General features: G+C 71.4%; 14 protein-coding genes and 2 pseudogenes. 8 read left to right on the forward strand and 8 right to left on the reverse strand.

Going from position 1 to position 20,928, the window contains the following annotated elements; translation table 11 throughout:
- The 3 genes from FMM06_RS16025 to FMM06_RS16035 all read right to left on the reverse strand — a co-directional run bounded on the left by FMM06_RS16025 (position 1) and on the right by FMM06_RS16035 (position 6,467).
- Positions 1–4,149 carry a translocation/assembly module TamB domain-containing protein gene (locus FMM06_RS16025; RefSeq protein ID WP_235889351.1) on the reverse strand — a complete coding sequence of 1,383 codons (4,149 nt, stop codon included), beginning with the start codon at positions 4,147–4,149 and terminating at the stop codon, positions 1–3.
- A gap of 2 nt (positions 4,150–4,151) precedes the next feature.
- Complete coding sequence (locus tag FMM06_RS16030) at positions 4,152–6,107, reverse strand: autotransporter assembly complex protein TamA (protein ID WP_235889352.1); 1,956 nt, start codon at positions 6,105–6,107, stop codon at positions 4,152–4,154.
- A 129-nt stretch (positions 6,108–6,236) separates the two neighbouring features.
- Positions 6,237–6,467, reverse strand: a complete 231-nt coding sequence (locus FMM06_RS16035; RefSeq protein WP_144335318.1) for a DUF3253 domain-containing protein — start codon at positions 6,465–6,467, stop codon at positions 6,237–6,239.
- Between the two features lie 105 nt (positions 6,468–6,572).
- On the opposite strand from FMM06_RS16035, the gene FMM06_RS16040 reads away from it, so the two are divergent.
- The 6 genes and pseudogenes from FMM06_RS16040 to FMM06_RS17470 all read left to right on the forward strand — a co-directional run.
- Positions 6,573–8,414 (forward strand): sensor histidine kinase, encoded by a 1,842-nt coding sequence (locus FMM06_RS16040; RefSeq protein WP_185965226.1) that lies wholly within the window; start codon positions 6,573–6,575, stop codon positions 8,412–8,414.
- Positions 8,411–9,037, forward strand: a complete 627-nt coding sequence (locus tag FMM06_RS16045) for a response regulator (RefSeq protein ID WP_185965227.1) — start codon at positions 8,411–8,413, stop codon at positions 9,035–9,037. The genes FMM06_RS16040 and FMM06_RS16045 overlap by 4 nt, the downstream gene beginning before the upstream one ends.
- Before the next feature lie 75 nt (positions 9,038–9,112).
- A complete protein-coding gene (locus FMM06_RS16050) occupies positions 9,113–9,559 on the forward strand; it encodes a cyclic nucleotide-binding domain-containing protein (RefSeq protein ID WP_144335321.1) in 447 nt (148 codons plus the stop codon).
- 26 nt (positions 9,560–9,585) lie between these two features.
- Positions 9,586–10,383, forward strand: a complete 798-nt coding sequence (locus FMM06_RS17315; protein WP_144335322.1) for a PEPxxWA-CTERM sorting domain-containing protein — start codon at positions 9,586–9,588, stop codon at positions 10,381–10,383.
- 243 nt (positions 10,384–10,626) lie between these two features.
- Positions 10,627–10,989, forward strand: a pseudogene (locus tag FMM06_RS17465) (trypsin-like serine protease); the annotation flags it as partial.
- 435 nt (positions 10,990–11,424) lie between these two features.
- Positions 11,425–11,529: pseudogene (locus FMM06_RS17470) on the forward strand (PEPxxWA-CTERM sorting domain-containing protein); the annotation flags it as partial.
- A 10-nt stretch (positions 11,530–11,539) separates the two neighbouring features.
- Here FMM06_RS17470 and FMM06_RS16065 read toward each other — a convergent pair.
- Positions 11,540–12,172, reverse strand: coding sequence for a DsbA family protein (locus tag FMM06_RS16065; protein ID WP_185965228.1), 633 nt, complete (start codon positions 12,170–12,172; stop codon positions 11,540–11,542).
- 177 nt (positions 12,173–12,349) lie between these two features.
- On the opposite strand from FMM06_RS16065, the gene FMM06_RS16070 reads away from it, so the two are divergent.
- Together FMM06_RS16070 and FMM06_RS16075 are read left to right on the forward strand one after the other, a co-directional pair.
- On the forward strand, positions 12,350–14,359 hold the full coding sequence (locus FMM06_RS16070) for a multicopper oxidase domain-containing protein (RefSeq protein WP_207790302.1): 2,010 nt from the start codon (positions 12,350–12,352) through the stop codon (positions 14,357–14,359).
- Entirely contained in the window at positions 14,359–15,120 is a 762-nt protein-coding gene (locus tag FMM06_RS16075; RefSeq protein WP_185965229.1) for a copper resistance protein B, read from the forward strand. Before FMM06_RS16070 ends, FMM06_RS16075 begins: the two co-directional genes overlap by 1 nt.
- Positions 15,121–15,141: 21 nt before the next feature.
- On the opposite strand, the gene FMM06_RS16080 is transcribed toward FMM06_RS16075, so the two are convergent.
- The 4 genes from FMM06_RS16080 to FMM06_RS16095 are packed head-to-tail and all read right to left on the reverse strand — an operon-like array spanning position 15,142 to position 20,910.
- Entirely contained in the window at positions 15,142–15,783 is a 642-nt protein-coding gene (locus FMM06_RS16080) for an isochorismatase family protein (RefSeq protein ID WP_144335327.1), read from the reverse strand.
- Positions 15,783–16,997 (reverse strand): CaiB/BaiF CoA transferase family protein, encoded by a 1,215-nt coding sequence (locus tag FMM06_RS16085; protein ID WP_235889353.1) that lies wholly within the window; start codon positions 16,995–16,997, stop codon positions 15,783–15,785. The genes FMM06_RS16080 and FMM06_RS16085 overlap by 1 nt, the downstream gene beginning before the upstream one ends.
- Positions 16,994–18,856, reverse strand: coding sequence for a hydantoinase B/oxoprolinase family protein (locus FMM06_RS16090; protein ID WP_144335328.1), 1,863 nt, complete (start codon positions 18,854–18,856; stop codon positions 16,994–16,996). Before FMM06_RS16090 ends, FMM06_RS16085 begins: the two co-directional genes overlap by 4 nt.
- Complete coding sequence (locus tag FMM06_RS16095) at positions 18,856–20,910, reverse strand: hydantoinase/oxoprolinase family protein (protein WP_144335329.1); 2,055 nt, start codon at positions 20,908–20,910, stop codon at positions 18,856–18,858. Before FMM06_RS16095 ends, FMM06_RS16090 begins: the two co-directional genes overlap by 1 nt.
- Between the last annotated feature and the right edge of the window lie 18 nt (positions 20,911–20,928).

Consider the following 20,928-nt stretch of genomic DNA (forward strand, 5'->3'; position numbering starts at 1 on the left):
TCAATAGGTCTTCGAATAGCGCAGCTCGACGTTCGACCCGCCGAACGAGCTGGTCGAGCTCAGCACGCTCAATGTGCGGCTCAGCGCGATCTCGAGCTGCGTCGCGGTGAAGCCGCGCGCGTCGGTGATGACCTCCACATAGATGTTGTTGCTGATGTACTGGCCCGCTGCGAGCGCCGTGCCGCGGCCCGCGGTCTTGTCGGCGCCGAGGACGCGCAGCCGGTCGATGCCGCTGGCGGAGCGCAGCTTGCCGAGCGGGTTGAGCCCGCCGCCGCCCGAGCCGCGCAGCGAGTTGAGCGCGGCGGCCAGCTGGATCGCCTGCGTCGGCGACAGCGAAGTGATCGACCCGCCGAAGAGCAGCCGCGACAGCACCTCGTCCTGCGCCAGCGCGGGAGTCGAGGTGAAGGTGATCTCAGGGCGCTGGGCGCGACCGCCGATGTTGATCGTCGCCGACACGCCGTCGACCGTCGTGCTGGCGCTCAGCGACAGCTGCGGGTTGGTGAACGCGCCGCCGTCGAAGGTCACCGCACCGTCCTGCGCCAGCTCGAAGCGGCGGCCGGCGAACGAATAGGTGCCGCGCACGATCTGCAGCTTGCCGACGACGACCGGCGCGGTGGCGCTGCCGGTGATGCGCATGTCGGTGCGCCACTCGGCCTCCAGCCCCATGCCGCTGACGAAGATGCGGTTGTCGGCGCGGATGCGCAGGTCGAGGCGGAACTGCGACGACGGTGCGGCGGCGGCGGCGGTCGGCGCGGGCGCACCCTTGCGGCGCACGCCGGTCAGCTCGCTGATCTCGGCGGCACCCTGGCGGATGATCGCGTAGCGCGCCTCGGGGATGGTCAGCGTGCCCTTGATCAGCCCGACGCCGCGGCTGCTGGTGATCGCGATCTGGCCGGTCGCGGACGCCCCCAAAGCGTCGCCGCGCGCCAGCTGGGCGTTCGCCAGCGTGACGTTCAGGTCGAGCGGGAAGCCGGTCGCAGCGTCGAGGCCTATCGTGCCGCGCGCCACGACGGTGCCGCTGCCCGCGCGACCGGTCAGCGACAGGATTTCGAGGCGCGACCGGCTGAAGCGGCTGTCGAGCGCGATGTCCCGGATGACCGTACCGTACGCCTGGTTCTCGTAGCGCAACGTCGCGGCGCGCACGACCCCGGTGACGCTGGGGTTGTCGACGCGCCCGCCAAGGTCCGCTGCGACAACGACGGGCCCGCTGACCTGCTGCCCCGCGATGCCGGTCAGCGCCCACAGCAGCTCGGCGGGGCCGTTGTATCGGATGCCGCCCGACAAAGGTGCGGCGAGCAGGCGCTGGCTGAGGCTCGCGCCGGCGCCCAGCGGGGCAAGCTGCGCACGCACCCGGCCGATGACCGAAGTGCCACGACGGACGACCGCGTCGAGCCCCGCGCCGGTGCCCGACAGGCGCAGCCGCGTGCTCACGTCGAGCGGCGCCGACACGGTATAGGCGGCGGTGCGCGTGAAGTTCGCGATATTGAGGTTGGCATCGACCGCCGGGGTGGCGCCGCCCGCCTGGGTCGCGTCGATCGTGCCCGACACCTTGCCGCCGAGGCCGAGGCCGGGGGCGAAGGTCTCGACGATCGCAAGGTCGATGCCATCGAGGACGGCGCGCAGGCGGCTGTTGCGGCCGTACTCGCCCGCCAGCACGGCGCGGCCCTGCGGGACGATCAGTGTCGCAGGCGCGAGGCTCCAGCCGCCCGCGGTCTTGGTCGCGACCGCCGGGGCGGCGAGGCGGAAGGCGATGCCGTTGAGCGTGCCCTTGGCATTGCCGACGACGCGCGTCGGCGTCAGCGCGGCCTGCGCGGCAATGTCGAACGGTGTCGGCGCGGTCCCGCTGGCGACCAGCCCGACCGTGCCGCGGCCGGCGCGATAGTCGAACTTCGACTGGACGCGCTTCACCAGCAGCGTCCCCGAGCGCAGGTCGGCGAGATAGGCGGTGCCGCTGACCGACGGCGTGCCGGGCGTCAGCAGCGCGGTGGCGCGGACGGTGCCCGACCCGATGGTGATCGGCACCGTTCCCGGGATGCGCGCGGCACTGGCGCGGACGTCGACCGTGGCGCGCTGGACGCCGCGCTCGGACGCCAGCAGCACGCCGCCGTTGAAGCCCGAGCCCGCGAGCGTCAGCCGCCCGGCGAACGGTCCGGCCTCGGTCTGCGCGACGCTGCCCCTGAAATCGATGCCGGCGAAGCGCGCGCTGGCGATATCGACGGTCAGCGGCCCGGCGCCTGAACGCACGAGCACGTTCGCGGCGAAAGGCCCGTACTCCGAGCCGCCGGTCGCCTTGATGCGGTAGCCCGCGGCAGTGCCCTCGAGGTCGGCGACGACATTGTTCAACTGGACCCCGACATTGGGCCGCGCGGCGCGCAGCCGGACGAGCGGGCGCGCGACGGTGCCGCTGCCGCTGACCGACAGTGGGCCGTACTGGGTCGACGATCCCTGCGCTTGGAAGGCGATGCGGCCGTCTGGACGATAGCTGCCCTCGCCGCCGGTGATCCGGAAGCGCGGCGCGGTCAGGCGCAGGGCGCTGAAGCGCGCGACGCCCGCGGGATCATAGGCGATGCGCGCCGTGGCGACGGCGTTGCCGCCGAGCTGTTCGCGCAAGCTCGCGTTGTCGAGCTGCCGCGTCGCGACGCGGACGCTGCCGGTGATGCCGAAGCCGCCGCGTGCGCCGCTGACCAGCCGCGCGTCGGTCAGCAGGTCGACGCGGCCCAGTCCCTCGACGCGATAGTCGTTGACCCGGCCCTTCAGCGCGCCGTTGTACTGGCCCGTCGCGGGCGTCGCGACGACGATGGCTGTCGCATCGAGGCGGTCGGAGCGCAGGCGCAGATTGTCCGACAACAGCCGCCCGTTCGACCAGGCGAGGTCGCCGTCGACGCGGAGATTGGTCAGCAGCCCGCCGGCGGCGGCGTTGAGCCCGGTGACGCGGCGGGCGCGGGCACTGACCGGAATCAGGATGCGCTCGGCATCGATCGTCGCGCGGCCCGTCGCGGCGAGCATCTCGACCGTCGTGCCGTTGAAGACGAGCGTCGTCGCGCTGAGGTCGTACGCCAGCGCTGGCGTGCCGAACGGCCCGTCGAGGACGACTGCGAAGCGCAGATCGCGACCCGCGAGGTTCGGCGCGACCGCCCCGGGGCGGAGCAGCTGCCCGGCAACGCGGAAATTGCCGAAGCGGCTCTCGGCGAGGTCGAGCAGCCCGGTCGCGTTCGCACGGAAGGCGGTCGACTCGGCGGTCGCGGTCAGGTCGACGCGGCGCTCGGCAAGGCGCGCGGTCGCGTCGATGAGGACACCGCCGTCGGTCAGCGACGCGACCGGACCGGTGGCGAACAGCCGCTGCGGCTCGACGCGGCCGCGCACGCCGAAAATGCCGTCGCGGCCCGTGACCGCGAGGTCTGCGAGCGGCGCGCCGCCGGCCTGTGCCGCGACCTGGCCTTGCCACGCCTGCCAGCTGCCCCGCCCCGCGACGGTCAGCAGCAGCGGCTTGCCGAGTTTCGCATAGCTGTCGACCAGCCCGCCCGCCGGGCCTGCGAGCCGCGCATCGACGATCAGGCGGTTGTTGGCGGGCACCGCGTCGAGGCGCAGGCGCAGCGTGTCGCCGCCCGACAGGCCCGCACCCTGCACCGCGGCGGCATCGGCGGTGACCTTCGCGCGGCCGTCGGCGATGTCGATCGCCGCGCTCAGCCGCGCGACATGGCGCCGGCCGGTGACCGCGGGCGCGATCTCGAGCCGGTTGACGACGAGGCGGTCGAGCTTGAGGTCGATGTCGGGGAGCAGCGGCTCGTCGGGGTCCGACGGCCCCAGCACCGGGCGGCGCAGCAGCTGCGCCTCGTCGACCAGCACCTCGGCGATCTCGATCCGCTGGCTCAGCGCGGGCAGCGGCGACCAGTCGACGACCACCGCGGGCGCGGTTGCGAGCACGCCCTTCAGGTCGCGCACCTCGACGTCGCGCAGCGTCATCCGGCCATAGATCGACCCGTCGATTCGTCCCGCGCGGTAGTTGAGACCCGTCGCGCTGGTGAAGCCGGCCAGCTGGTTCAGGATAAATCGCTTGCCCGGCTGGGTGTTGAGCCCGGCGATCAGCGCCACGACGAGCACGGCCAGACCGGCGACGATGCCGGCGACCCAGAGCAGGACGCGCCGCACGCTCAGAATGCCTGGCCGATAGAGATGTACAGCGCGACGCGCCCTTCGCCGGGCCGGCGGCCGAGCGGCGTCGCGACGTCGATCCGCATCGGTCCGAAGTTGGTGTAGTAGCGCCCGCCGATCCCCGCGCCATAGCGCATGCCGCTCAGCGACGGCGACGACGCCTCGCCGACGCGGCCGCCGTCGACGAAGGGCACGATGCCGAAGTTGCCGAAGCGGTAGCGCACCTCGGCGCCGAACTCGGTCAGCGACCGCCCGCCGAGCGGCTTGTTGTCGAGGTCGCGCGGGCCCAGCTCCTGGAAGCCGAAGCCGCGCACCGACCCGCCGCCACCGGCGTACAGCCGCCGCGACGGCGCGATCGAGTCGCGTGACGCCCCGACGATGCTGCCGACCCGCGCGCGGCCCGCCAGCACGATCGCGTCGGTGACCGGGAAATAGGCACTCGCCTCGAACAGGGTGCGCGCATAGCCCTCGAATCCTGCGCTGGTCTGCTTCTGCGCCTCGGGACTGACGCGTGCGGTCAGGCGGAAGCCGCGCGTCGGGTCGAGCAGGCTGTTCGACCGGTCGTACCCCAGCTGCAGCGGCAGGGCTGCGATGAAATAGGTCCCGCGATCACGGTCGAGCCGCGTCGCGTCGAAGGCGGTCTCGCGCGACGCGATCAGCTCGGTGCCGACGCTCCACGTCCAGCGCTTCTGCCAGATCGGCGTGCTGCTGCGCGACAGGCTGGCATTCAGGTTGAAGGTCTCGGCATTGTACGCCTCGAAGCGCTGGCGCGCGAGCGAGGTGCCGAGCTGGAAGGCGCGGTCGCGCTGGCCGGCGTTCGAGCGGCGGAACTGCGCGCTGACACCCTGCTCCTGCGTGCCCGCGATCGCCGCGACTGTCAGCGCGCCCTCGGGCGGGAACAGGTTGCGGTGGGTCCAGCTGCCGGTCGCCTTCAGCCCCTCGCCGGTGCCGTAGCCTATGCTCGCGGCGAGCACCCGTGCCGGCCCGCGCGTCTGGCGGACGAGCAGGTCGACCGTCTCGGTGCCGTCGGCGGCGATGGTACCGGTGGCGACGGGCTCGACCGACACGGTCGACAACAGGCTGGTGCCGATCAGCGCCTGGCGGAGGTCGTCGACCTGGCGGCTGTCGTAGATCTCGCCCGCCTCGAAGCGCGGCAGCAGCGCGATATGGTCCACGTCGAACACCGGGTCGCCCGCGACGCGCAGGCCCCCGAAGCGCGCCTTGCGCCCCGCGGTGACGGGCAAGGTGTAGTCGCCGACGTGCGTCGCCTCGTCGAGCAGGATGTCGCGCTGGCCGACGGTGGCGAAGGGGTAGCCGCGCTCGGGCAGGCGCAACGCGATGCGTGCCTCGCCGCTCTCGACCACTGCGGCGACGATCGGGTCGCCGGTCTTCAGTTCGAGCGCCTCGAGGGCATAGCCGCGCGGCTCGGCGGCGGCGTCGGAGATGACGATGCGGCCGAGCGAATAGCGCGAGCCCTTGGTGGCGGTCAGCGTCACCGCCAGCTGCCCCTTGGCGTCCGGCGTCGCGATGACCGTGCTGGTGGCGACCGCATCGAAATAGCCTTCGGAGCGCAGCAGCCGCGCCATCAGCGCCTCGTCCTCCTCGGCGCGCGCGGCGATCTGCGCGGCATTCTCGGCAGTACGCCCCTTGCCGAGCAGCGCCGACAGGCCCTTGAACCGCGCTTCGAGGGCATCATCGTCGAGGCCCGTCACCTCGACGCGGTAACCAATGCGCGGCGCGTCGGTATCGGCGACAACGACCGTCGCGGGTGTCTCGGCAACGGCGGTACCGAGCGGCACCAGCGGCGCACCGAGCGCCGGGTCGGCGGGGGTCGGTTGCGGCGGCACGACGGGCGCCGCTTCGCCGGTCAGCGGCGGCAGCTCGGCCTGCAGATCCTGGTCGGTCAACGGCTGCGCGACCGCCGCATGCGCCAGCCCGGCTACGACGATCGACAATGCGGAACGGCAATATAGTCCGGACACCGTCAAGCGATCGTCTCGACGGAGTAATGCGGGGTCATCGGCGTTGAACCCTCCCGGGCGAACAAGGGTCCGTCGGCTCGTCGCGAGCCGACGGACCGGTTGCTAGGCACGACGGATGCGATACGGTCCGGCACGCGCCGCCAGCATTTCGCCTTTCCAGCTCAGCCGCACCAGCCCCTCCGCAACCAGCAGATCGATCGCCGCGTGCACCGCCGGCATGGTACCGCGCCAGTCGTCCGCGTCCAGCGCGCGCGCCACCTCGCTCGGGCAGATCGTCGCGTCGGCGGCACGCTGGCCGAGCAATGCCAGCGTCGCGTCGCGGGCGGTGGTCACCGGCTCGCCCCTCGCCGCGCCGATCCAAAGTTTCGATTGCAGTCACCGGTGCGGGCGGGCCTATTTGATTTCATGCTCGTTTCAATCCCGCGAACGACAGCGTGGTTGCTGGCTCTGCTCGCCCTGGCTTTCGGCGTCCAGCGGGCAGCTGCCGGTTCGCCGGAACTCGACGCCCGGCTGGCGGCGGTCCGCGCCGATGCGATGCGGTCCGTACCGGCGCCGGAGATGCTCGCCAAGATCCCCGCCGTCATCGCCTTGTCCAAGACCTTCGAGACCGGCGGCGAGCCGGCGAAGGCGGGCGCGGCGCTCAATTCCGCAGTCATCTACGCACTGCTCGGCGGCGACCTGCGGCGTGCGATCGCCATCGCCGACCGGGCGGCGGGTCTGTGCGCCGGGGCGGGCGACCGGCGCTGCTACGGCAATGCAATGAACCAGTCGGGGATCGCGCTGTGGCGGCTAAACGACCCTTATGCCGCGATGCAGCGTCTCGACCGCGGCGCGCGCGCCTTCGTCGATGCGGGCGACATCGAGCGCGCGGCGATCGCACGGCTGAACGCCGCCAACATCCGCTACGACATCGGCGACCTGACCGGCGCGCTGGCGGATTACGACCGGATCGACCGGCTGTACGGCAACAGCGCGCGCTGGGACCCGGTCGGCATGCTCGCCAGCAAGGCCGAGGTGCTGGTCAAGCTCGGCCGCCTCGACGAGGCCCGGGGCACCGCGCAGAGGGCGGCCGCGATGCTGCAGCAGCGCGGGCGGTCGAGCGGCACGCGCTGGGAGAGCGATGTCGTCAACAGCACGCGCGGCGTCATGGCACTGGTCGAGGCGAGCCTGGGCAACGCCGCCGCCGCACTGCCGCTGTACCAGGCCTATGTCGCGGCGGCCGAGAAGTCGGGGTCGCCGCTCGAGCGGCACAATGCGCATTATGCCTTTGCCGAGGGGCTGATGCTGCTCGGCCGGGCCACTGCCGCCTATCCGCACGTCCGCATCGCGCTCGACCTGATCGACGAGACCGATCCCGCGGGGCGGCGCGACACCTACGACCTCGCGTCGCGCATCGCTGCCGACAGCGGGCGCACGACCGAGGCGCTCGACCATCTGCGCAACGCGGAAAAAGTGCGCAACGAACTTGCCGCGACGACGCTGCGCTCGGCGATTGCCGATGCCAACGCCCAGACCGCGGTCGCCGAGCGCGAGGCGCAGCTGGCGCGGCGCGACGCCGCCTGGGCGACGCAGCGGACGCAGCTGCTCGGGCTCGTCGCACTCGCGGTCATCCTGACCATCCTGGTCACGGTGGTGGTCTTCGTCCGCTACCGCGCGCGGACGCTCGAGCAGCGCTATGCCGCGGTGCTCGACGAGCGCACGCGCCTCGCCCGCGAGCTGCACGACACGCTGCTTCAGGGCTTTACCGGCATCACCCTGCAGCTGCGCGCGGCGGCGAAGCGCGACCCCGCCAGCGTCAACGGCGTGCTCAGCACCATGGCCGACGAGGCCGGGCGCTGGGTCTCCGAAACGCGCCAGGCGGTGTGGGACATGCGCGCCGCGACGTCGGACCATGACCTGCAGAAGGGGCTCGAACAGGCGATCGCCACGACGCGGACGCAGAGCGACGCGCAGATCAGCCTCGATTGCGAGTTGTCCGGACAACCCGGCCAGACCGTGACGGGCGCGTTGCTGCGCGTCGCGCAGGAGGCGCTGGGCAACGCCGCGCGCCACGCCAGTGCGACGCGGATCGACGTCGCGGCGCGGACGACCGCCGAACAGGCGCGCCTCAGCATCGTCGACGACGGGGTCGGCTTTCGTGCCGCGCCCGAATTGTCGGCGCTCGGCGGGCATTGGGGGCTGCTCGGGATGCGCGAGCGGATCGAGGCGCTGGGCGGCGTGCTCACCGTCGATGCGGCGCCGGGCCGGGGCACGCGGGTCACGGCGGAGGTGCCGCTGTGACCGGCCTGCTGCGCATCCTGTGCGTCGACGACCATCCGGTGGTGCGCAGCGGGGTCGCCGCGATGCTGGCGACCGAGCCCGACTTCGCGCCTGCCGACCTCGCCGCCAACGGGCACGAGGCGCGCCTGCTCGCGACCGCGCGCCGCCCCGATGTGGTGCTGCTCGATTTCCGCCTGCGCAAGGAGGACGGGGTCGATCTCGCCGGCGAGATCAAGGCATTGGCCCCTGCCGCCAAGATCGTCATGATGACCACCTATGCCGGCGACGAGCCCGCGCACCGCGCGCTGCAGGCCGGGGTGCACGGCTATCTGCTCAAGGATTCGCTCGACCGCGAGCTGATCACTGCGGTGCGCGCGGTGCTGGCGGGGCGGCGCTATGTCCAGTCGGAGGTGGCGCGGCAGCTTGTCGAGAACGGCCCGCGCGTCATGCTGACGGCGCGCGAGCGCGACGTGCTGGCACTGCTCGCCGAAGGGCTGCGCAACAAGGTCATCGCCGACCGGCTGGGGGTGGGCGAGGCGACCGCGCGGTCGCATGTCGAGGCGATCCTGCTCAAGTTCGGGGTGCGCGAGCGCACCGCCGCCGTCGCCCACGCCGCGCGACGCGGATTCCTGCACCTCGGCTGATCTCCGCCGATTTACGGAGACTATTGCCCGCCGTCCGGGTGACGCGCCGGCGCCGGTGCGGGCGCATCAAGGCGCATGGCCTCGCTCGAAAGCTTCCGCGCCCCGACGCGCCCCCTGACCGACCAGCTGCGTCGCGTGCCGCTGTTCGCGGCGCTGCCGACCGATCGCCGCGGCTGCCTCGAACTGTTGCGCGAGGGCGCGCTGTTCGAAGTGCCGGCGGGAGTCGAGATCGTCGCCCCCGGCGATGCGGCCGCGCTGCTCGTGGTGACCGAAGGCGCGCTGGCCGACGACGGCGGGACGCGCGTCTGGTCGGCGGGCAGCTACCTCGGCGTCGCCGAAGCGCTCGGCGGCCTGCCCTTCACCGATGCCGTGCGCACCGTCGCGCCGACCCTGCTCTACCGCCTCGACGGCGCGCTGGTCGCCGAACTGATGACCCGCTGCCCGGCGATCGCGGCCAGCCTGCGTGCCGACTTCGCGCCCGCCGCGCGCCGCGCCGATTTCACCCCGACCGCATCGATCTGACCGTCCAACCCACAGGGAGAGCTGCCGTGAACCATGCCGCATCGAAGTCCGCGCCGACGCGCACCGCCCTGCGACGCCTCGCGAAGGCCGCGCCGCTCGCCGCACTCATGCTCGGCGCCGCGCCGGCCGCCGCCGAACGCATCTTCTTCGACGATTTCAACGGAGAGGCGGGCGGCGGCACCGCGACCTTCCAGACCAGCCTGAGCAACTGGACCATCGACGGCTATGTCGACGTCATCGGTACCGGCAACACGCTCGGCTACACCGTCGGCAGCACGGTCATCGACCTCGGCGGCGGGCTGACCGGCGGCTTCATGAAGAGCAAGTCGACCTTCCGCTACGATGCCGGCCAGGTCGTCACCATCTCGTGGGATATGGCGGGCAATCAGATCCGCCCGCTGGGCGAGGACGTGCCCTATCTGCAGTTCTACTTCGAGCAGACCAACCCCGAATCCTACCAGGAGGTCTATTACCTCGACGGCACCGCCTTCTTCGATTTCGCCGACTTCTACCCCTATACCGAGGGCGAGAACACGGTGCGGATCTTCGATCAGTACTTCGCCTACGGCTACGGCCTCTTCGGCGACTACCCGACGACGCGCCAGTCGATCAGCTTCCGCCCGGTCATCGCCGGGGCCTTTCAGTTCGAGCTCGGGACCTACAGCGGCGGCGGCTACGGCCCGCTGATCGACAATTTCGCGGTCGATGTCACGGACTTCGCTGCGCCGGTACCCGAGCCCGCGACCTGGGCGATGCTGATCGCGGGCTTCGGCGCGGTCGGCCTCCGCGCCCGCCGTCGCCGCGCCGCGACCGTCGCCGCCTGACCCGCCCCCCGACAGGAGACCGACATGACGATCAAGACCCTCATGCTGTGCGCGGCCGTGCTGGCGACGCCGGCGTTCGCCGCCAACGGCATCGGCCGGACCCAGTCGGGCAGTGCGAACGGCCTCAGCTGGACGGCGGTCAGCCGCATCGTCGGCCAGACCTCGACCGCCACGATCGCGGGCGGTGGCAACCCGATCTATCTGCCCACGCAGCCGCAGAAGGCCGGCGTCGTGCAGCTGCTGATGGATTACGGCCAGCTGGGCGCCGCGGTCTGCTCGGGCAGCCTCGGCTCCGACCGGCGCACGATCGTCACCGCCGCGCACTGCGTCAGCCCGTTGTCGTCGGGCCTGACGCCCGACAAGGTGACCGCGATCTTCTGGAACGGCGATCCCGACGCCGGCGCGCTGGGCAATGCCGCGGCGACCGCGATCGACATCACCGAGACTTTCGTCAATCCGGCCTATACCGGCCAGGTCATCGACCAGAACGACATCGCGGTGCTGCGCCTGGGCAGTGCCGCGCCGTCCTGGGCGACGGCGTACGACCTGTATGACGAGGGCGATCTGACCGGCAAGGCGTTCAACGTCGCGGGCTACGGCCTGCGGTCGAGCGAAGGCGGCGCGCTGGGCACCGATCTCGGCACCAACCGGCTCCGCGAAGGGGACAACACGTACGAGTTCCGCCTCGGCGACCCGCGCTGGAACGGCGTGCTCAACTTCGGCACGGCGTCCGAATACGCCTTTTCGTTCGTGTCGGACTTCGACAACGGGCTGGCGGAGAACGACTCGTCCTGCAACATCGCCGTTGCCATCGCGCTGCCGGCCGGGACCTTCTGCAATACCGGCCTGGGCGCGCGCGAAGTCGGCATCGCGGGCGGCGATTCGGGCGGGCCGGGGTTCATCGACGGCAAGCTTGCGTCGATCAACAGCTACGGCCTGACCTTCGGCAACGACTTCGGCGACGTCGACCTATTCCTCAACGCGAGCTGGGGCGAATTCAGCGGCTATGTGCCGATCTACCTCCACAGCAGCTGGATCGGCGCGGTACAGGCGGCGATTCCGGAGCCCGGGACCTGGGCGATGCTGATCGCCGGCTTCGGCATGGTGGGCGGCGCGATGCGCCGTCGCCAGGGGGTCATGGCCTGATCGGCAGTCCTTACGGGGCGCGGGCGTCGCGCACGAGCTCGCGCAGCCGCTCGAGGGGCACGCGTCCGGTGACCAGATAGGGCCCGACGACGAGCACCGGCGTCCCGGCGAGGCCCAGCCCGCGCGCCAGGCGATCGGTGTCGTCGAGCAGGCGGGTCACCGCGGGGCTCGCCGCGTCGCGTTCGAGGCGCTGCCAGTCGACCCCGGCGGCAGCGGCGGCGGCACGCAACGCCGTCTCGTCGAGCGACCCGCCGCGCCGCATCAGCGCATCGTCGAACGCCGCGTGCCGTCCTTGCGCGGCGCTGGCGAGGGCGAGGCGCGCGGCGCGGGTCGAGCGGGCCCCGAGGGTCGGCCAGTCGCGGTAGACCAGCCGGACGTCGGGGTCCTCGGCGACGAGGGTCCGCAGCGCCGGGTGCAGCGCGCGGCAGTTGCCGCAGGCATAGTCCGAAACCACGTAGATCAGGACGTTCGCGCTGGCGGGTCCCAGCGTTGGCGCGCGCGGATCGGCGAGCGCGGCCACGCCGGCGAACAGCGTCGGCGGCTCGGCCGGGCGGCGGCTGCCAAGCCACGACGTCAGCAGCTGCGTCAGCACGATGATCAGCAGCAGCCCGCCGAAGACCTGCCAGGGGCGCGGCCGCGTCACGCTGCCAACAGCCTTGAGTTCGATCGGTCGGACACGCGAGGACCAGTCTGCGGTCGGCGCGCGTGGGTCAATACGCGCCTTGCCGCGCCGAAGCCCCGCGGGCAGGTGACAGCGGGTTCGCCGGTTGCCGAATACGACCCGGCGCGCCATCTGAGGCCCATGCGACAGGAGATCGGCGTGCGACTGACGGCTTTCCTGCTGGTGCTGGCAACCGCGGCGAGCGTGCAGGCGCGCACCTACGACCTGACGATCGAGCGGCAGGTTCGCGAGATCGAGCCCGGGCGCAAGGCGAGCGTCATCACGCTGAACGGCAGCGTGCCCGGCCCGGTGCTGCGCTTCACCGAGGGTGAGACGGGCGAGGTGCGCATCACCAACCGCCTCAAGGAAAAGACCTCGATCCACTGGCACGGGCTGCTGATCCCGGGCGAGAACGACGGCTCGCCGGGGTTCAACGGCTTCACCGGCATCGAGCCCGGCGCGACCTTCACCGCGACGCTGCCGCTGCGCCAGTCGGGGACCTATTGGTACCACGCGCACTCGGCGACGCAGGAGCAGGCCGGGCAGTACGGCGCGCTGATCATCGACCCCAAGGCGGGCAGCGACATCGCGCTGAAGGTCGACCGTGAACAGGTGGTGCTGCTGTCCGAGCACACGCGCGAGACGCCCGAGCGCATCCTGCGCAACCTCAAGGGCGACGCCGGCTATTACAACTTCTCGAAGCGCACGACCCCCGAGCTGATCGCCGACGCGCGCAAGTTCGGGCTGAAGGCGACGCTCGCCGATCGCGCGGCGTGGGGGCGGATGCGGATGGACCCGACCGACATCGCCGACGTCGGCAATTACACGCTGCTGGTCAACGGCGAGCCCTCGGCACGCAACCCGTCGCTGCGCTTCACGCCCGGCGAGACGGTCCGCCTGCGCTTCGTCAACGGCTCGGCGATGAGTTTCATGGACGTGCGGCTGCCGGGGCTGACGATGACGATCGTCGCCGCCGACGGACGTGCCGTGCAGCCGGTCGAGGTCGACGAATTCCGTATCGGCGTCGCCGAGACCTATGATGTCGTCGTGCGGCCGAAGGACCAGGCGTATCCGCTGTGGGTGGAGACGCTCGACCGCAAGGCGTCGGTGCTGGCGAGCTTCGCCCCGCGCGCCGGGATGGCGGTCACCGCCCCTGCGCCGCGCCCGCGCCAAGTGCTGCTGATGAGCGAGATGGGCCATGCGATGGGCGGCATGAAGATGGCGGGCGCCGCGCCGATGGCCGGGCACGACATGGCGGCGATGGACGACGCGACGCTGACCCGCGCCGCCGCACGCCAGGCGCTCCCGGCGACGGCCGCGCCGGCCTGCACCGCCGAACACGCCGCCATGGGCCATTGCACGATGACACCCCCCGCCGCACCGGCACCCGCCTGCACCCCCGAGCATGCGGCGATGGGCCATTGCACCGCCGCCCCGCCGCCGCCTGCTGCGCCCGCCTGCACGCCCGAACACGCCGCGATGGGGCACTGCACCCCGGCGGCGCAGTCACAACCGCGCAGCGGCACCGCGGTCGCGGCGAAGGTTGCAGGCGGCACGCCGTTCCCGCGCGTCGACTATGGCTATGGCAATGACCCGATGGCGGGCCACGACATGGGCATGCCGGCGCTGGCGCGCGAGGGCGACACCGACGGCTCGGGCCGCGTCTTCGGCTGGGCGAGCGGTGCTCCCTACGGCAGCCGCGTGCTGTCGATGCGCGACCTCGTGGCGCTCCGGCCCCAGGCCGACACGCGCGCCCCGACGCGCGAGATCGTCGTCAAGGTGTCGGGCAACATGGAGCGCTACATCTGGACATTGAACGGCGCGAAGTTCGGCGAGGCGCCGCCGATCCGCGTCGCGTTCAACGAGCGCGTCCGCGTCACCTTCGTCAACGAGACGATGATGGCGCACCCGATGCACCTGCACGGCATGTTCTTCCAGGTCGAGAACGGTCAGCCGATCGACCGCATGCCCGACAAGAACGTCATCGCCGTCGCGCCGGGCCGCACCCAGTCGGTGCTGCTGACCGCCGACGAGGCGGGCGAATGGCCGATCCACTGCCACCTGCTCTACCACATGGAGTCGGGCATGATGCAGAAGCTGGTGGTCGCGTCGGTCGACAATCGCGACGGCACGCCCGCGGCGGCGCACGCCGGGCACGGCAGCCATTGATGCGGGCGCTGGCGCTCGCGCTGCTGGTCGCCGCCCCCGCCTTCGCCCAGCCGAGCGACGGGCCGGCGGTCGCACCGGCACCCGCCGACAAGGCGGTCATGGACCGGCAGGTCGACATGGGCGCGATGGGGCACCACGAGCGCACCTACACCTACAACCGCATCGAGCTCGATTATGCGCGCGACGATGGCGCCGGGCTGCTCAACTGGGACGCCGAGGGCTGGGTCGGCGGCGACCGCGACAAATTCTGGTACAAGGCGGAAGGGGAGCGCGCCGGCCGCAAGGTCGAGCAGGCCGAGTTCCAGGCGCTGTACAGCCGCAATGCCTACAGCTTCTTCGATGTGCAGGGCGGCGTGCGCTACGACCTCGAACCCGACCGGCGCGGCTATGCGGTGGTCGGGGTCCAGGGCCTGTCGCCGTACCTGCTCGAAACCGAACTCCACGCTTTCATCGGCTTCGAGGGCGACGTGTCGATCCGCTTCAAGCAGAGCTTCGACCTGCTGGTCACCAACCGGCTGATCGTCTCGCCGATGGTCGAGACCGACCTGTACCTCAACGACGCCGCCGACCGCCGCGTCGCGTCGGGCTTCTCGCGCGTCGAGACCGGCGCGGCGCTGCGCTACGAATTCAGCCGCAAGTTCGCGCCCTATGTCGCCGCCGTCTACGACCGCAAGCTCGGCGGCACGGCGCGGCTGGCGCGTGCCGACGGCGACGATCCCGGCGGCTGGACGATCCGCGCGGGCGTGCGGGCGTGGTTTTGAAGTCGCCCCGGGTCGGCGATTTCAACCGGATGAGGTGACTGTCCGGCCGAGCAAGTCCACGGCCGTCTCGCTGTCGATGACCTCGGCGTATTTCGCCTGCAGGTCGAACAGGTTGGCTTCGTGCGGGGCCGAATGCCGGTCGGCGCAGGCATCGCGCACGACGAACGGCGCAAAGCCGTGCTGCAGCGCATCGAGCGCCGTCGCCCGGACGCATCCCGACGTCGAGAAGCCGGTCACGAGCAGCGTGTCGATGCCGAGACCGCGGAGCGTCGACGCCAGCGCCGTGCCGAAGAACGACGAGGCATATTGCTTGGTGACGACGACATCGTCGGGGCCGGGCCTCAGCGAGGGCGGAAAATCGCCGAGCGGCGACCCGGCATCGAAGACGCTCAGCACCGGTAGCTTGCGGTAGAACAGCCCGCCGTCGCGGCCGCCCGCGGTATAGACGACGCGGGTGAACAACACCGGCACAGCCGCCGCCCGCGCCGCTGCCACCAGCCGCTCCAGCACCGGGATCGCCGCCTCGAACGCAGGGTCATGGAGCGCCGCGCCGGGGGTCAGATAGGCCATGCAGACGTCGACGAGCAGCAGCGCGGGCCGCTCGCCGAACGGCAGATGTCCGTCGAACGACGCCGCGTAGGAAGCGGCGAGATCGTCGCCCATCAGATCGCGCCCGCCGCCCGCAGCGCCTCGATCTCGGTGTCGGAGAGGCCGAGCAGGCCGGCATAGACCTCGTGATTATGCGCGCCGACGGAGTCGGGCGCCGGCGTCCGCACGCTCGACGGCGTGTCGCTGAGCTTCGGGAAGCTGTTCTGCATGGTCAGCGTGCCCCAGCGCGGGGTGTCGAGCTCGACCAGTGCCTCGCGCGCGGCGAAATGCGGGTCGGCGAGCATCTCCGGCGCGCGGTAGATCGTGCCGGCCGGGACGCTGTGCGCGATCATCGCGGCCTCGACTTCGGCAACGGTCCGCGTCCGCGTCCAGTCGGCGACGCGCCCGTCGAGCTCGACCTGGTTGCGCCCGCGCGAGACGTGGTCGACGTAGCGAGGATCCTGCGCCAGCTCGGGCTGGCCCATCGCGGCGCACAGCCGGGCGAACACCGCGTCTTGGTTGGCGCCGATCAGATATTCGCCGTCGCGGCAGGGATAGACGTTCGACGGCGCGATGCCGGGCAGCACCGACCCCGACCGTTCGCGGATGACGCCCGATACCTGATATTCGGGGACGAGGCTCTCCATGACCTGCAGAACCGCCTCGTACAGCGCCGAATCGACGACCTGGCCGCGGCCCGTGCGTTCGCGTGCGTGCAGTGCCGCGAGTGCGCCCATGCAGCCGTAGGTCGCGGCGAGGCTGTCACCGATCGAGACGCCCATGCGCGACGGCGGCCGGTCGGGATCGCCGACGATCGCGCGCCAGCCGCCCATCGCCTCGCCGATGCCGCCGAAGCCGGCGCGGTCGGCATAGGGGCCGGTCTGGCCGTAGCCCGAGACGCGCACGACGATCAGCCGCGGATTGTCGGCCATCAGCACGTCGGGACCCAGGCCCCATTTCTCGAGCGTGCCGGGCTTGAAATTCTCGATGAGTATGTCGGCAGTGGCGGCGAGCTTGCGGACGAGTGCCTGCCCCTCGGCGACGCGCAGGTTGGCGCTGACCGACTTCTTGTTGCGCGACACCACCTCCCACCACAGCTTGGCATCGCCGCGGCCCCATTCGCGCATCGGGTCGCCGCCGCGCTTGCCGTCGGCGGCGGGCGGCTCGACCTTGATGACCTCTGCCCCCATGTCGCCAAGCAGCTGGCCGCAGAACGGCCCCGCGATCAGCTGGCCGAGCTCGATGACGCGCAGCCCCGCCAGCGCGCCGCTGTTGACAGGCTCGCTCACGCCGCGGCGCGCTCCGGGCGCCAGACCGGCTGGCGCGGCGCGGGCAGCCCGGTTTCGGCGAGGCAGTTCGCCCGCAGCGTCTCGATCTCCGGCCCCCGGTCGAACAGCGCGGCGGTCGCCGGCCGTGCGGCGCGGATTTCGGCCCGCAGGGCCTCGGTCGCCGCCGCATCGCCGACCACGACGCCGTAGGCGCGCGCCCCGGCGGCGGTGACCAGCCCCTCGCCGACCTCCTTCTCGACCAGCGCCGGGTCGCGCAGCAGCGGGTCGCCCCAGCCGCCGCCGCCCCAGGTGATGAAGTGCAGCTGGTCGCCGGCCTCGACAGCCAGATCCTCGAGCTTGTTGCCGACGATCGCCTCGCTCCCGTCGGCGCGCTCGAGGATCTTGCGCGCCCGAGCGCCCGGTGCGCCGCCGTTGACGCCCCAGGGGGGAACGAACCAGCGGTCGTCGTGGATCGCGACGATGCCGGGTTCGAGGAAGCGATAGGTCATGTGGATGCCGTTGCCGCCGCGGTGCAGCCCGGCGCCGCCGCTGTCGGGCACGGTCTCGTAGCGTTCGATGCGCAGCGGGAAATAGCGTTCGAGGAACTCGTTCGGCACGTTGGTGAAGCCCGGCCACAGCGAATGCCCGTCGGGCCCGTCGCCCATCGGCCGCCCGGGTATGCCGCCGAAGCCGATCTGGAACAGCTGGAACCACTGCCCCGTGCGGTCGACGCCCGAGTAGAAGAGGTGGGGGCTCGACGAGAACCCCGCAGCGTTGAGGAATTCGGGCGTCCGCTGCCCGAGCAGCCCGCCCAGGATGTCGAAGATGCGGCCCAGCGCGTGCGTCCGCCCCGACAGTGCCGCCGGGAACTTCGGCTTGAGCAGCGACCCTTCCGGAATCCGCACCTCGATCAGATCGTAGAAGCCGTCGTTGAACAGGATCGCGGGGTCGAAGACCATGATCATGTAGATGCCGAAGAACATCTTGAACATGTTCTCGTTGAGATAGAAGTTGATCGAGGCGTCCGACTGCGGGTCGGTGCCGGCGAAGTCGAGGATGACCCGGTCGCCCTCGCGGTGCATCGTGCAGCGGATCCGGTAAGGGCCGAAGCCCATGCCGTCGTCGCAGATGAAATCCTCGAAGCTGACCGGCTCGGTGCCGATCGAGCTGGCGATCAGCGTCTTCATCGCGCGGTGGTTGCGCGCCAGCAGTTCCTCGGTCGCGGCGACATACAGCTCGTCGCCGAAGCGTTCGCTGAGTTCGAGCACCCGCCGCGCCGCGACCCGGCACGAGGCGATCAGCGCGTTGAGGTCGGCGCGGCACCAGTCGGGCTTGCGCGTCTGGTGCATGACGAGGGTGATCAGGTCCTCGTTATACTCGCCCTTGCGCCAGATCTTGACCGGCGGGATGCGCACGCCTTCCTCGAAGATCGAGTGCGCGTTGATCGGCATCGACCCCGCGACCTTGCCGCCGATGTCGCTCTGGTGGCCGAACATCGCGGTCCAGGCGATCAGGCGGCCGGCCTTGTAGACGGGCAGCAGGACCAGCCAGTCGTTCGAGTGGCTGATCGCCCCCTCGACCGAATAGGGGTCGCTGAGGAAGAACATGTCGCCGTCCTCGACCGTGCCGCCATAGCCGTCGAGGAAGCCGCCGATGAAGCTGCCGAACTGGCCGACGACCATGCGGCCGTGCCGGTCGGCGATCAGCGGGAAACTGTCGCCCTGCTCGCGGATGCCCGGCGACATCGCGGTGCGGACCAGGGTCGCGTCCATCTCGACGCGGGCGTTGCGCAGCGCATTCTCGATGATGTCGAGCGTGACGGGGTCGATCGCGACCTTTTCGAAGGGGACCGTGCTGGTTTCGACGATGGTCGCGGGCATCAGTGCGCCTCCGGACGGATCAGGATGTTGCCGACGGCATCGACGGTGCCGGCATGGCCGCTTTCGATCAGCGTCGTCGAGTCCATCTCGACGACGATCGCCGGGCCGGGGATGACGTCGCCGGCGCGCAGCTTCGCGCGGTCGTAGATCGCCGCCGGCTGCATCCGCCCGTCCATCCACAATTCGTGGTTGCGCAGCTTCGCCGCCGCAGGCGACCCGTCGCCCGGTTCGAGCGGCGCCGCCGGCAGGTCGAGCGTGCGGCCCAGCGCGACGGCGCGCAGGTTCACGATTTCGTGCGGGCTGGCCATGTTGAACGTGAACAGGCGGCGATGCTCCTCGTCGAAGCGCGCCAGCAGCCCCGCGATGCCGTCGGCGCGCAGCACGTCGGGGGTGATCGTCATCGGCACCTCGAAGGCCTGGCCCTCGTAACGCACGTCGATCTCGAACAGCGAAGTGACTTCGTCCTCGGGCACGCCTTCGGCGACGAGTTCGGCGACGGTCGCCGCCGCCATCGTCTCGAGCGCGCCGAGCAGGTCGGCCTCGCTGGTGTCGCGGGCAAGGCGCGCGAATGACCGCGCCGCCTCGGTCCGCATCCGCGTCGTCGCGTCACCGAGCGCGCACAGCACGCCGGGTGACACCGGCGACACCGCGGGCCAGCTGCCCATCAGCCGCGCGACCGCGTTGACGTGGAGCGGCCCGGCGCCGCCGAAACCCATCAAGGCGAAGTCGCGGGGATCATAGCCCTGTTGCACCGAGATCATGCGCAAGGCGCCGAACATGTTCTCGTTGACGATGTCGATGATGCCGCGCGCCGCCGCCATCAGGTCGATGCCGAGCGCATCGGCGATGGTCTGCACGGCAGCGGTCGCAGCGGCCCGGTCGAGGCGGAACGCCCCGCCGAGCAGGTTTTCGGGCAGGTAACCGAGCACGACATTGGCGTCGGTCACGGTCGGCAGCACGCCGCCCTTGCCGTACGCGGCGGGTCCCGGCACCGCCCCCGCCGACTGCGGCCCGACGCGCAGCGCGCCGGTCAGCTCGGGCACCGTCGCGATCGAACCGCCGCCCGCGCCGACGGTCTTCACGTCGAGCGACGACGCGCGGACGCTGAGGTGACCGACCTCGGTCGTCCGGGTGCGACGCGGCTCTAGGTTCTCGATCAGCGCGACGTCGGTCGAGGTGCCGCCGACGTCGAGCGTCAGGATGTTCTTCAATCCGGCGTTGCGCCCGACCCACAGCGCCCCGGCGACTCCGCCCGCCGGGCCCGACATCAGCAGCGAGACGGGATGCTCCTCGGCCTTTTCCGATGACATCAGCCCGCCGTCGGAGCGCAGCAGCGCGATGCGACCCTGCATGCCGGTGTCGCGCAACTTGGCGCGCAGGCTTCGGACGTAGCGGCCCACGACCGGACGCACGGCAGCATTGGCGACGGTGGTCAGCGTGCGCTCGTACTCCTGCATCTCGGGCAGGACGACATGGCTCAGCGACACCGGTGTCCCGGGCATGATCTCGGCAGCGAGCGCGCCGATCCGGGCCTCATGGTCGCCGTTGAGATAGGCGTTCGTCAGACTGACGGTGATCGCCTCGACCCCCCGCGCCTTGAGCAGTTCGAGCGCGGCGCGGACCGAGGCTTCGTCGAGGGCCGCGACCTCCGCCCCCTGGCCGTCGATCCGCCCGTCGACCTCGACCGTGTCCTGCAGCGCCGCCATCGGCACCGGCTTGGGCCAGACGATCCAGCCGGCGAGGCCGCCGGGCACGAAGCTGCGCGCGATCTGCATGACCTGGCGGTAGCCGCGGGTGACGATCAGCCCGACGCGCGCCCCCTTGCCCTCCAGCACGGCATTGGTCGCGACGGTGGTGCCGTGCAGCAGCGTCCCGATTGCGGACGGCTCGATCCCGGCCTGGTCGCAGATCGCGGCGACACCCGTCAGGATGCCGGTGGCACTGTCGGCCGGAGTCGAAGGCGTCTTGTGCCGCCAGAAGCGACCGCCCGCCGAATCGAGCAGCAGCAGATCGGTGAAGGTACCGCCGACATCGACGCCGAGACGATAGGCCATGCGCTGATCTGCCCCTGT

Source organism: Glacieibacterium frigidum (assembly GCF_007097155.1).
GTDB classification, from domain to species: Bacteria; Pseudomonadota; Alphaproteobacteria; order Sphingomonadales; family Sphingomonadaceae; genus Glacieibacterium; species Glacieibacterium frigidum.

Coding starts and splice junctions, on each gene's coding strand:
- FMM06_RS16050 (WP_144335321.1), top strand. CDS start 9,113: ATGGCCTCGCTCGAAAGCTTCCGCGCCCCGACGCGCCCCCTGACCGAC.
- FMM06_RS16075 (WP_185965229.1), top strand. CDS start 14,359: ATGCGGGCGCTGGCGCTCGCGCTGCTGGTCGCCGCCCCCGCCTTCGCC.
- FMM06_RS16080 (WP_144335327.1), bottom strand. CDS start 15,783: ATGGGCGACGATCTCGCCGCTTCCTACGCGGCGTCGTTCGACGGACAT.
- FMM06_RS16090 (WP_144335328.1), bottom strand. CDS start 18,856: ATGCCCGCGACCATCGTCGAAACCAGCACGGTCCCCTTCGAAAAGGTC.
- FMM06_RS16095 (WP_144335329.1), bottom strand. CDS start 20,910: ATGGCCTATCGTCTCGGCGTCGATGTCGGCGGTACCTTCACCGATCTG.